The 12,703-nt window shown below is 40.7% G+C and carries 11 protein-coding genes and 1 tRNA gene; 4 read left to right on the top strand and 8 right to left on the bottom strand.

Annotated features, from left to right (window positions below; all coding sequences use genetic code 11):
• Positions 1–9: 9 nt before the first annotated feature.
• Positions 10–867 carry an acyl-CoA thioesterase II gene (gene tesB, locus KZZ04_RS12740; protein ID WP_006791363.1) on the bottom strand — a complete coding sequence of 286 codons (858 nt, stop codon included), beginning with the start codon at positions 865–867 and terminating at the stop codon, positions 10–12.
• A 77-nt stretch (positions 868–944) separates the two neighbouring features.
• Between tesB and KZZ04_RS12735 the strand changes: the two genes are divergently transcribed.
• On the top strand, positions 945–1,403 hold the full coding sequence (locus KZZ04_RS12735) for an EVE domain-containing protein (protein WP_219422902.1): 459 nt from the start codon (positions 945–947) through the stop codon (positions 1,401–1,403).
• Positions 1,404–1,420: 17 nt separating this feature from the next.
• Here KZZ04_RS12735 and KZZ04_RS12730 read toward each other — a convergent pair whose 3' ends face one another.
• Positions 1,421–1,624 (bottom strand): PLDc N-terminal domain-containing protein, encoded by a 204-nt coding sequence (locus KZZ04_RS12730; protein WP_006791365.1) that lies wholly within the window; start codon positions 1,622–1,624, stop codon positions 1,421–1,423.
• Positions 1,624–2,691 carry a potassium channel family protein gene (locus KZZ04_RS12725; RefSeq protein WP_058405911.1) on the bottom strand — a complete coding sequence of 356 codons (1,068 nt, stop codon included), beginning with the start codon at positions 2,689–2,691 and terminating at the stop codon, positions 1,624–1,626. The genes KZZ04_RS12730 and KZZ04_RS12725 overlap by 1 nt, the downstream gene beginning before the upstream one ends.
• A 178-nt stretch (positions 2,692–2,869) precedes the next feature.
• Here KZZ04_RS12725 and KZZ04_RS12720 point away from each other — a divergent pair, with 178 nt between their 5' ends.
• Entirely contained in the window at positions 2,870–4,180 is a 1,311-nt protein-coding gene (locus KZZ04_RS12720; protein WP_219422901.1) for a short-chain fatty acid transporter, read from the top strand.
• 41 nt (positions 4,181–4,221) lie between these two features.
• Here the strand turns inward: KZZ04_RS12720 and KZZ04_RS12715 are convergent, their stop codons facing one another.
• Positions 4,222–5,238: a metalloprotease gene (locus KZZ04_RS12715; protein WP_219422900.1), complete on the bottom strand. Its 1,017-nt coding sequence runs from the start codon at positions 5,236–5,238 to the stop codon at positions 4,222–4,224.
• 121 nt (positions 5,239–5,359) lie between these two features.
• On the bottom strand, positions 5,360–6,436 hold the full coding sequence (locus KZZ04_RS12710) for a hemolysin family protein (protein ID WP_219422899.1): 1,077 nt from the start codon (positions 6,434–6,436) through the stop codon (positions 5,360–5,362).
• Positions 6,437–6,520: 84 nt separating this feature from the next.
• On the opposite strand from KZZ04_RS12710, the gene KZZ04_RS12705 reads away from it, so the two are divergent.
• Positions 6,521–9,016 (top strand): S9 family peptidase, encoded by a 2,496-nt coding sequence (locus KZZ04_RS12705; RefSeq protein WP_219422898.1) that lies wholly within the window; start codon positions 6,521–6,523, stop codon positions 9,014–9,016.
• A 183-nt stretch (positions 9,017–9,199) separates the two neighbouring features.
• Positions 9,200–9,904 (top strand): response regulator transcription factor, encoded by a 705-nt coding sequence (locus KZZ04_RS12700; RefSeq protein ID WP_219422897.1) that lies wholly within the window; start codon positions 9,200–9,202, stop codon positions 9,902–9,904.
• Between the two features lie 40 nt (positions 9,905–9,944).
• On the opposite strand, the gene KZZ04_RS12695 is transcribed toward KZZ04_RS12700, so the two are convergent.
• The 3 genes from KZZ04_RS12695 to KZZ04_RS12685 all read right to left on the bottom strand — a co-directional run bounded on the left by KZZ04_RS12695 (position 9,945) and on the right by KZZ04_RS12685 (position 12,703).
• Positions 9,945–11,453, bottom strand: coding sequence for a YifB family Mg chelatase-like AAA ATPase (locus KZZ04_RS12695; RefSeq protein ID WP_058551337.1), 1,509 nt, complete (start codon positions 11,451–11,453; stop codon positions 9,945–9,947).
• Between the two features lie 34 nt (positions 11,454–11,487).
• Positions 11,488–12,102 (bottom strand): trimeric intracellular cation channel family protein, encoded by a 615-nt coding sequence (locus KZZ04_RS12690; protein ID WP_058405904.1) that lies wholly within the window; start codon positions 12,100–12,102, stop codon positions 11,488–11,490.
• Between the two features lie 524 nt (positions 12,103–12,626).
• A tRNA-Met gene (locus KZZ04_RS12685) sits at positions 12,627–12,703 on the bottom strand.

Here is a 12,703-nt window from a genome sequence, read left to right as displayed (position 1 = left end):
AAAATAGGGTTAGCGCTGACGCATAACCCCTTCTTGAATTGTTGAGGCAACCAAGTTGCCTTGGCGATCAAAAAACTGCCCTCTTACCAACCCTCTGCCTGAGCTCGCACTCGGGCTGTCTATGGTATATAAAATCCAGTCATCTAATCGAAACGAACGATGAAACCACATTGCATGGTCAATCGTTGCAACCTGCATATTTGGCTGCATAAACGACACGCCATGGGGCTGTAATGCAGTTGGTAAAAACTCAAAATCAGAGGCATAAGCCAATAGGTAATTATGAATGCGCTGATCATCGGGCATATCCCCATTCGCTCTAAACCAAATATGTTTAACTGGTTCAATTGCTTCTGGTTTAAAGGGGTTATGAAATGTCACAGGGCGCATTTCAATAGGCATTTCGCGAATAAATTTATTACGAATCACCTCGGGTATATGCTCAGCATTTTCTTGATAAAACTCAAGTGACGAACGAAGCTCTTCCGGTTGCGGTACATCTGGCATCGTTGCCTGATGTGAAAGTCCGTCTTCAACCGCTTGAAAAGATGCAGTCATATAAAAAATAGGCTTACCGTATTGAATAGCACTTACACGGCGGGTACTAAAGCTTTTGCCATCGCGAATAGTTTCAACATCGTACACTATAGGTTTAGCTGCGTCACCCGGGCGTAAAAAGTAAGAATGTAATGAGTGAACAATACGTCCAGCCGGTAGGGTTTCCTTTGCAGCTGAAAGCGCTTGCCCCATAACCTGACCACCAAAAACAGCTCTAAAACCCAAATCTTGGCTTTGCCCTCGGTATAACCCTTGCTCTATTTCTTCAAGTGTTAATAACGATAATAAATCATCTAAAACTTGGCTCATTATATGTTCCTCAATTCCCTAATAACTTAATGATACTATAGACTACAACTATGTAAATCTTTGTTAGGAATACAACTATGGCTTACTGGCTGTTTAAAACCGAACCCGATGCTTTTTCAATTGACGACCTAAAACACGCAACTAACCAAACAACAATGTGGGAAGGTGTAAGAAATTACCAAGCCCGAAACTTTTTGCGTGATGATGTTAAAGAAGGCGATTTAGTGATGATTTATCACTCGAGCTGTAAAAACGTAGGCGTCGCGGGTATGGCAAAGGTAACAAGTTCAGCCTATCCAGACCCTACTCAATTTGACCTAAATAGCGATTATTATGACCCTAAAGCCACCAGCGATACCCCGCGCTGGGTAGTGGTTAACGTAACCTATCACCAACATTTGAATAAAATTGTGAGCTTAAAATCAATAAAAGCAAACAACAGCATTACTGAGCTAGCACTAAAAAAAGCAGGAAGATTATCTGTTATGCCCGTAACAGAGCATGATTGGAATGAAATTATGAATATGGCCAAATAGTAAGGGTCGCGTTGCGCTTATTTTTTTACTGCTTTTTTCTTTTTGTGCCCGTGTTTGGGCACAATTGCAAAATACATAATAAGCCCTAACCACGAAAAAAAGATAATGCCAATAAGCCAACCATTTTTTTCGTGGCCTTGCGTACGTTTACTGTTTAGTACAATGACTACAGGTAAAATGTACGCACTTAAAATAACAATTAAAAATATAACTTCATTCATTATTTTTCCAAGCTTGACCAATCAACTTCGCCGCTCAATACACGCTCAACAGAAATATAGTGGAGAATATCCCCTTCATTCACTTTATAATCCAAAGGTGGATTTAAGTCCATATTTTGAGCACTCAAGTTATGTGCAACACCTAATAAAATAGCGTCGTGCTGCTTTTTAAAATGATGAAATAAAGTGCCAAATTCCATTTCCTTACAACCACTGGGGACTTTTAAGCTAAATTGTGTATCACCATGTAATGTAGAAAGCAGCTCTTCTTGTACTCGACTAGAGCCGGGGTCTTGCATTGAACGAACTAATATTTCAGCCGACTTAGCGCTGCTACATTCTATATTTTGACAGTGCTCCAGTAACATATCGACTTTAGTTTCATCTAAAAAATGAGCACTAATATGGCACTCATCTTTTACTAAGCGGCTAATACGCAGCGCAGTAGTGAATGTTTGGTCATCGTCTTGTCCATCAATAATTACTTTATCGGCATGCCTGATTGCTACACGCTCCAGCTCAGCTAAATCAGTAAAGCTAGAAAGACGCGCAAAATCAACCTGCTCATTTGCTAAAAACGGATGTTCCATTTGCTCTGTTACCGCGAGTAAAATACGACGTTCAGTGCGTTTTGTATCCGCCAAAATGTAATCAATCATTTTTTTAGTTCTGGTATCGTGCCAACCAAAAATAATGATGTGGTTATTACTGTGAGCAAAATCTTTATCACCAGTCATAGCGTGCCTAATTAAGTAAGTAACAGTTTGTCCTGCTTTTCCAAGCAAAACACCAAATAAAGCTAAACCAAACGGAATTTGTATTAAAGCAACCACCCACCGACCAAGCTCTGTTGTCGGGCTAAAATCACCATACCCTACTGTTGAGGTTGTCACTGTGTAATAGTAAAAAAAAGTGGTTATAGAGGTTAATGCCTGTTCATTAGCAACATACAGTAGCAACCAGGTTACGAGCATATGAGTTAAAATTGCAAAGGTCACTGCTTGCCAGCTCAATTGATCAATATGAGCGCGCACAAGTAACGCTAACCTTTTAAATATCACCGGCATAATACAAAATCTTTGTTATTAAATTATCTATAAACAGTACGTTACTGTATGCCTTAGTTTTAATCAACGTTTAAGGTATAGACAGTATAAAACTGTCCCCTGTAATACTAATTGTGATTTGCACATAACCACATTTCGTGATTAATTAATCTACAAACAAACACTAAACTGTATTTTTATGCTTAATAGAATAGCCACCCCATTTACAAAACTGGTTGAGCGTTACCTACCCGACCCATTTATATTTGTAATTTTGCTTACACTTATTACATTTTGCGCTGCCAGTATATTTACACCTTTCACCAGTATTAATGTACTGCAAGCATGGGGCAATGGATTTTGGAACCTATTAAGCTTTGCTATGCAAATGCTGCTTGTACTTATTACAGGCTACATGCTGGCAAGTACCCCCCCCATTAGCAAAGTATTAGAGAAACTAGCAACCTTAGCCAATACCGCGCCTAAAGCAATTATATTGGTTACCTTGATCTCACTTTTAGCGAGCTGGCTAAACTGGGGATTTGGCCTTGTTATTGGTGCATTGTTTGCCAAAGCTATCGCAAAACATACCCGTGTTGATTATCGATTATTAGTAGCTAGTGCATATACTGGCTTTGTGGTATGGCATGGCGGTCTTGCAGGCTCAATCCCGCTAACCATTGCAACACCAGGACACTTTTCACAGGCAAGTATGGGTATTGTTAGTACAGATCAAACCTTATTTGCAGGCTTTAATATTGCCATTCTGATTGGTTTATTTATTATCGTCCCATTAGTAAACCGCTACATGTTACCCAGTGAAAACGACAGTATTTATATTGATCCAAACTTATTGAACACCAGCACACCTGCAGCAAGAAATGTAACGCGTCCTGCACAACATTTAGAGCAAAGCAAACTACTAGGTATGGGTATTGGCTTAATGGGGCTTGCCTACTTAGGCTATTACTTTTTTATCTCTGGTGGTGGCTTAAACCTCAATAGTGTAATTGCCCTGTTTTTATTTTTAGCTATTACGCTACATCAAACTCCTCACAATGTGCTTAATAGCTTACAACAAGCAATTCCTAGTGGTGCGGGTATTATTATTCAGTTTCCGTTTTATGCTGGCATTATGGCGGTCATGGTCGATACAGGGTTAGCACAACAAATATCACAAGGCTTTATTGCCATTGCAGATGCCGATAGCTTGCCATTTTACAGCTTTATAAGTGCAGGACTCGTTAATATGTTTGTGCCCTCAGGTGGCGGCCAATGGGCAGTACAAGCACCTATTGTTATACCCGCAGCGCAAGAGCTAGGCGCCGATATATCGCGCGTTGCTATGGCTGTAGCATGGGGCGATGCGTGGACTAATTTAATTCAACCTTTTTGGGCACTACCCGTATTGGCTATAGCGGGCCTAAAAGCAAAAGATATTATGGGTTTTTGTGTAGTACAGCTATTTGTAACAGGGGTGTTTATATCGCTGATATTGAGCTTTTATTAATGAAGCTTTGCGTGCAGTTAAAAGTTAACTGCGCACAATTATTAGCTCGATAAAATCGTCATCGGTAAACTAAGTATTGGATTGTCAGAGTCTGCAAAATGCATCATCACTGCCACATGGCCTGCAACTACAATAGCGTACATAGCTGCTGAAAAGCCTTGGCCGTATTTATCAAGCGGCAATAAATGGGAGTAATGTCGGCTGCGCCATTCAAATACAATTTCCAGTGCGCCCACAAACAAAAAGAACACTAATAACATTAAACCAAAGGTGTAACTTAGCCATAAGCCAAATAACACTCCCAGCAAGCATACACTTAGTCCAATCCATGAGCGCATAGAAAAGCTGATACTCTTTAATACATGCCCACCATCTAGCGGTAAAATAGGCAGTAAGTTAAATAAGTTAAGTAGTGCGCTCAATACCGCAACACCGGCAAATATGTCCATCTCTGTGGCGTAATAAAGCACCACACCTAACACTGAGGTAAACAAACCAAATGCAGGGCCCATGAGCGATATCACCACATCTTGCCAGCGGGTTGTTATTTTATCGTCACTGACAGCTAACCCACCTACAAATGGGATTAAGTAAATACCTTTGGTTTTTATACCAAAGTACTTCATTGCTCTTACGTGCCCATACTCATGCACTACTAAACACGCTATAAGCATCAGCGCAAATTCAATACTAAATAGCCAGGCATACCCAGCAACTGATGCACCTGCCAGCGCAGCCTTTACTACTTTTGCACTTTTAAATAATTTAAAGCCAAGCGCCGCGAGCCCTAAAACCCCTCTTTTAGGTTCGCCATTAACTGGGGCTGGTAAAGCGAGCTGAGTAGCAAATTGCTCGTCTACAAATAACGAAATACTTTGCTCAGTAGTTGTGCTGGTATCTATACCTATTAATTTATCTTGAAAGTTAAATTGATAGTAATGTTCTCGAGGAGTATCAAACGCAATAGCTTGCTGGTTATGAAATACTTGTACTATTTGCTGCCCAGAAACCATCAATGAAAATGGCTGGTCAGCCAAGGTGAGATCTATTCTTATCATAATTAAAGCCATTTAAAATAATCGCGCTAGTATACCGTTTGGCTAAAAAAACACGAGGGCAGGCGTTAACTATTGTTTTAAGTTTAAGTACCTAACAATAGCTAACGCTGCAAGTAAAGGGCTATTTTTCTTCTTTAGGGTGTTCATCTTCTGCACTTACAATATGCGCACTGCTGGCTAAACGTTTACGCCAGCGCTGTTTTGCTACTGCACGCATATTGGTTGATTGGTCGCGCTCGTCGACTATTTCTAAGCCCATAAGTGCTTCAATCATATCCTCAAGCGTTACAATGCCACGCACTTCTCCGTATTCATCCACGACTAAACATATGTGCGTACGCTGCGTTAGTAGTGTTTGCAATAATGACGATACGTTTTGAGATGTGGGTACTGTATAGATTGGTTTGATCAGCTTACTAATTTTATAATCGGTCCCTAAGCGATGATAGGCCAACATAATATCGTTTTTATGCACAAATCCGACAATGTCGTCAGCATCTTTATCAAAGATTAATACGCGGGAAAACGATGACGAACCATGCTCATTTAAGTATTGGTTTACTGTTAAGTCTTTATGTACTTTAAATATAACCGTGCGCGGCGTCATTAAGTCAGACAATTTTGCGTGTCTAAAATGTAAAAGATTACGAATAATTTCAGACTCATCTTCGTGCAAAGCACCCGACTCAGTGCCAATATCTGCCATGGCTTCTATTTCTTGGCGAATATAATAAGCCTCGTCGTGTTTTGGCCCCATTAGGTTTGTTAACTTTTGCGCACACCATACAAAGGGCTTTAGCGAAATCACCAAAAACCGTAAAGAGTAGGTAACACTTGGCGTTAAGGCACGCCAATAATTAGCCCCCAGTGTTTTTGGAATAATTTCAGAAAGAACTAATACCAGTAAAGTCATTATTGCTGAGGCAATTCCTACTGCAGCATCAGAAAAAACCACAGCAGCTTGCGCCCCCACACCCGCCGCACCTGCGGTATGTGCAATGGTATTTAAGGTTAAAATAGCTGCTAATGGCTGATCTATATTATTTTTTAGTTTTTCAAGTTGCTTAGCAAGCTCAGGCTGCTCTTTTCTCAGTGATGCAACATAGCTTGGCGAAATACTTAATAGCACCGCCTCCATCACAGAGCACAAAAACGAAATAACAATGGCCACAACCATATAAACAATCAGTAAAGTCACTTTCTCTCCTTTATATTGGATGGATGAGCATGTTAACAATACATGCTATATTTGACCAAACATCCAATAATAACAGGCACAATAATGAAATTTAATGCACCTTGGTGTTATCGCAACAAGCGACTTAAACGAGCCTTAGGCTTATTAGCGTTTGGCAGTTTATGCTTTGCAACACTTGCTGAACCATTGGACAAATCAAAGATTCAATTTATCGGCCCTATTGCCGAAGATATGCAATTAAAACCTTTTCAAACGCCTCATAGCTCAGCCATTATCAACAACCTTTTGCCACAATTACAAGCAAACTCAGATAGTTTTTCTATTTTCGGTAAAAAACAAAGCTGGCAACCATTCAATAAAGTAAGCGCACTCACCCTTGGCGGACTTCAAGCGCTGAAGTTTAATATAGAAACAACGCGTTTTACACAAGGCACTCTGACTTTAAAGGGGATTGAAGAGGGGCAATTATTTATTAATAGTGAGCTTCAAAAAGGTGATAAAAACAGTTATAAGCTTGCCTTAACTAACTCCACTCACAGCGTTATTATTTTGGCGCAACAAGTCGCAAACTGGAATGATGTGGTTATCGATTTCATCCCTAAAAGTGACACTGATAAAATTACGCTAAAAACATCAAACATAAAGCGCTTATCGGCAAAGCAATTATTTGATGCACCGACCCTAAGTAATATATCTCTAGCGCCCAACGCTCAGCAATACATAACCACTAAACGCACTTACGACGATAAGAATCAAAATAAAGCCAACTTGGTTACCGAGTTAAAAAATACAGACAACTTGACTGTATATCGATTTGAAGATGGACAACCAAGTAACATTATTTGGAGCCCAGATAATCAGTACTTAGTGTACTTGTTAAATGGTGAGCTAAAACAGCTTAATCGTAAAAGCTTAGCTATTAAAACACTGGCAAGCGACTTAGCCGGCGCGAGTGGCTTCACTTTTTTTAACGACACTAGCATCGTATTTAGCTGGTCTAAATCACCAGAAAACAGTCACAACTTAACCAAGCATTACAAAGGCCTTCAAGATCGTTGGTCATATGCGCGCACCACCAGCCAACTTTATATGCTTGATACTAAAAGTGGCTTAACAAAAACGCTTAGCCAAGGCCCGCTTTCTCATAGCTTTGAAGATTTAAATAGTGCGCGTGGAAAAGTATTAATGAGCCGTTCGGTTATGGCTATGCAAGCGTCTACTCACCCTGAGACAGAGCTCGTTGAGCTGGATATAAAATCAAACAAACTTTTGTCACTTGGTAAATTTAAGACATTTAACCAAGCAAAATACGCAAACAAAGACGTGTATGTTGTTGCAGGTCCCGACTTTAAAAATGGCGCTGGCAGAGCGCTGCCAAAGTCAATGCTTGCCAATAATTACGACGGACAGCTTTACCTGTTAACTAACAACGGTAAAAATGTCACTGCGCTCAGTAAACAATTCGACCCATCGATTGGTCAGCTAAGCGTGTTAGAAAACGGCGATGCGGTACTTAAAGTGACCGAAAAAGACACTCAACCACTGTATTTATTTGACCTAAGTAAGCAGCGCTTTAAAAAGTTAAATACCAGTGTAGATATTGTAGAAAAATTTAGCGTTTCATACGGGCGTAATTCACAAGTATTAATCACTGGCACAAGTGCTTTAGCGCCCCAACAACTAAAACGCCTTAATATTAGTAAAAACAAAACCGATCTTATTTGGGATTCAAAACCAATTGCTTATGCCAATACAACAATCCCCACCCTTGAAGAATTTAACTTTACTAATAAAAGTGGTGTTGAAATAACCGGGCGTGTTTATGTGCCAAGTAACCTAGATAAAACTAAAAAGTACCCTGCTCTTGTTTATTATTACGGTGGCACATCACCTGTTACTCGTGGCTTTACCGGCCGTTACCCATTTAATTTATGGGCTGAAAACGGCTATGTGGTTTATGTAGTACAACCTACCGGCGCAACGGGCTTTGGACAAAAATTCTCAGCGCAACATGTAAATGCGTGGGGTGATTACACCGCCGACGATATTATTGAAGGGACACAGGCATTTTTAAGAAAATACGACTATGTAGATAATACCAAAGTTGGTAATTTAGGGGCCTCTTATGGTGGCTTTATGACTATGTTATTGGCTACAAAAACCGATTTATTTAGCGCTTCTATTTCCCATGCTGGTATTTCAAACTTAACCTCTTATTGGGGCGAAGGATGGTGGGGCTACTTATATTCTGGTGAGGCATCTAAAAACAGCTTCCCATGGAATAACGCTGAGCTTTATAGCCAGCATAGTCCGGTATTTCATGCTGATAAAGTAACCTCTCCACTGTTACTTATTCATGGTGATAGCGATACTAACGTACCGGTAGGCGAGAGTTTAACAATGTATACCGCACTTAAACTGCTTAACAAAGACGTAGAGCTTATTGAGTATAAAGGCGCAGACCATCAAATTTTTGCTCGCGATAAACGCTTTAACTGGTGGAATACTATGCTGGCTTATTTCGATAAAAAACTAAAAGATGAGCCACAGTGGTGGGATTCAATGTACGAAGGTAAATAATTTAATCCGGTATTTTATAACGCTATGAAAAGCGCCCTCAAATATAAGGGCGCTTTTTAATTTTTTATAATTATTTTAATATTTTTGAAATATTAAGTTACTTAAAACTAGCATGTAACCCCTTCTCAGCATTTACCTAATGGTGCTACCATACAGAGCTACAAACATTTAAAATAAAGTACTATGGCTATTAATGTTTTATTGGTTGAAGACGACGAAATACTCGTTAAACGCATTCAAAATCACTTTGCAGAAACCGAATTTACAATAGAAGTAGACTCAACTGGCGCTGATGCACTAAGCATCGTAAAGCAGCGGTCAAACCTGCGCGATGCTTTTACACTTGCCATTATAGATATTGTTTTGCCTAAAATTGATGGGCTACAGCTTGCCAAAGAGCTCAATACTCTAACAGACATTGGTGTTATTGTGCTATCTAGCCGTGATTCCCAAGCAGATCGCATAGCAGGCCTTGCCCAAGGTGCAGACGATTATATTTGTAAACCTGTCGATTTACTTGAGCTTGAACTACGTATGCGTGCTCTATACAAACGCGTTGCTGTTAATATAGATAACGACGAAAGTGAAGAGTTTATTGAATACGCCGACTTTAAATTACACCCCGATAATCGCACCTTAATTACCTCATCAGGTGTTGAATCACGTTTAACTGAAGCAGAGCACAAAGTACTTATTTGTTTAATAAGTAATGCAGGTAAAGCCACTTCACGTGAAAAAATATCTGAAGAAATAGGACAGCCCGATTGGAGCCCTAACGATCGTACAGTCGATGTTCTTATTGGTCGACTGCGTAAAAAGCTAAACGATGAAAAAGATCAAAAGCGTATTGTCACAGTGCGTGGCAAAGGCTACATGCTCTCTATATAGTTGTTAAAAAGCGGTTTAAGCTATTTATACTCAACTTTGGTTACTTGGTGAGTTGAGCAATTAAGCGTTCAAAGGCTCTGTAATTTAATGCCTCTTTTAAGTCGTCTAAGCTAATTTTTTCATTCCCTTTTAAATCACTAATCGTACGCGCTACTTTAATGACCCTATGGTAAGAGCGCGGCGATAAAGACAGCTTTTCACTGGCCTTCGCCAAAAACTGCAGCTCTGCTGAAGCAAGCTCACAGTGAATACTCATTTCTTTATTATTAAGCCGCGCATTTACTTTGCCTTGGCGTTTTAACTGTATGTAATAAGCTGCTTCTACCCGCGCACGCACCTGTGCACTGGTTTCTTCTTGTTTAGTGCTTTGCAGTTCTACGCTTGTTAACCGTGGTAGTTCTATTTGCAAATCAATACGGTCAACAAATGGGCCTGATACACGAGATAAATAACGTATAACTTGATCGGGTGTTGCTCGTTTATCGGTGTGGCTTCCCGTAGGACTTGGGTTTAACGCTGTAATGAGCTGAAACTGCGCAGGGAACTCCATTTGCCGCGCCGCACGCGAAATAGTTACCGTACCGGTTTCCATTGGCTCACGCAGGGAGTCGAGCACTTTGCGCTCAAACTCTGGAAGTTCATCTAAAAATAATACCCCATTATGCGCTAGCGAAATTTCACCCGGCTTAGGGTTTGATGACCCCCCTACTAATGCAACCGCCGAGCAGGTATGGTGAGGATTACGAAAAGGGCGCTGCCGCCAGTTTGTTAAATCGATTGAATGACCAATAATTGAATAAAGTGCGGCAGTTGAAAGCGCTTCATCATCAGACATAGCCGGCATTATTGTGGCCATTCGTTGAGCAAGCATTGATTTACCGGTTCCCGGTGGACCTAAAAACAACAGGTTGTGCCCGCCTGCAGCGGCTATTTCTAATACACGTTTAGCACCGGGCTGGCCTTTTACATCGCTCAAATCAAGTAAAAAGTCAGGTGCCTGCGTGCAATCTGGGTATTCTATATTTAACGGCAACGGCTGCTGGTTTAGTAAATCCCCCCATACCTCTTGGATAGAGCTTACCGCTTTACGTTTTACACCATTTACAAGACTTGCCAAGCTATCATTAGCTATGGGTAAAAAGCAGCAGCGGTTTTGTTCCTTAGCAGCAAGTACAGAAGGTAAAATAGCATTTACTCCACGTACCTCACCGTTGAGTGCAAGTTCACCGTAAAACTCATATTTATGAATATCAGGGCACACTATTTGCCCTGATGCCACTAAAATACCTACGGCAATAGCAAGGTCAAACCGACCACCATCTTTGGGTAAGTCGGCGGGCGCTAAATTAACAGTAATGCGTTGATCAGGGAAACCAAATTGAGAGTTTTCAAGTGCACTGCGCACCCTGTCTTTTGACTCTTTTACTGAGGCCTCAGGAAGGCCCACAATATGAAATGCAGGTAGACCCGTTCCTAAATGAACCTCAACAATAACCTCAGGGGCATTAATACCCACCTGTGCACGAGAATATATACGAGCTAATGACATTCCTTATCCTAATCAGTCCTATGATTAGATAAGTTTAGTCAGGATATTTAAAAACGTGTAATGTGATTTTCCACTTTATTGCTGAAAAACGCAGGAGTAATGTCATCAACATCGCCAATACCATCGCCAGCTCGGTCACAAATGAAAAATACACACTGAGCGTATATACAATACCACCCGCAATACAGGTAATAGCATATAGCTCGCCTTTTAATAACATAGGAATTTCTCGGGCAAGAACATCGCGTATTAAGCCTCCAAAGCAGGCGGTTATTACCCCCATAATAATTGCTGTCATTTCTGGCATACCTGCAAGCAATGCTTTTTGCGTGCCCATTACAGCAAAAAATGCCAAACCGAATGCATCTGCTATTTGCAATGTGTAGTACGGAATTGATTTTTGCTTATTAATAAGCCGAGACGTAATAAGCACTGCGGCTAAAATAGCGAAAAAATAACTCTGGTCATGCAACCAAAATACCGGCACATCTAAAATAACATCACGCACAGTCCCCCCACCAATAGCGGTTACTGTTGCTAATACTACAACCCCAAAGCCATCCATTTTTTTCTCGTAGGCCACTAATGTGCCTGAAATAGCAAACACGGCGATACCGATTAAATCAAACCAGTGGTAAAGTTCTGTCATGTAAAAGTGCGCTTAAAAATATTTCAGCCGTTTTAACATACCCAGCACGGGGTGTTAAGTAATAAAAAACTTAAAATGATTAGTATAAGTAAATGGGGTAAATGTAATCACAGCTTTGTTATTAGAAATTACTGAATTTCGGGCATAAGAAACACGCTTTAGGCGTGTTGCTTTATTATAGCTATTTATCTCAGTGGTTGCAGGAGCCTGAGCTTATAGAGGGTGAATGCCTCACGCAGTGAAGACGGCCTTTGCTGGCTAATGAAGAGTTGAGACCGACGAGCTACCCATTGCACTGAATTTCAGGCATAAAAAAACACGCTTTAGGCGTGTTGCTTTATTATAGCTATTTATTTCAGTGGTTGCGGGAGCCTGAGCTTATAGAGGGTGAATGCCTCACGCAGTGAAGACGACCTTTGCTGGCTAATGAAGAGTTGAGACCGACGAGCTACCCATTTCACTAAATTTCAGGCATAAAAAAACACGCTTTAGGCGTGTTGCTTTACTATAACTTTTTATTTCAGTGGTTGCGGGAGCCGGATTTGAACCGACGACCTTCGGGTTATGAGCCCGACGAGCTACCAGGCTGCTCCATCCCGCG

Source organism: Pseudoalteromonas sp. CR1 (assembly GCF_019392235.1).
GTDB lineage: Bacteria > Pseudomonadota > Gammaproteobacteria > Enterobacterales > Alteromonadaceae > Pseudoalteromonas.
The sequence above is the reverse complement of the archived record's forward strand: the minus strand, read 5'-3'. Positions and strand labels throughout refer to the sequence as shown.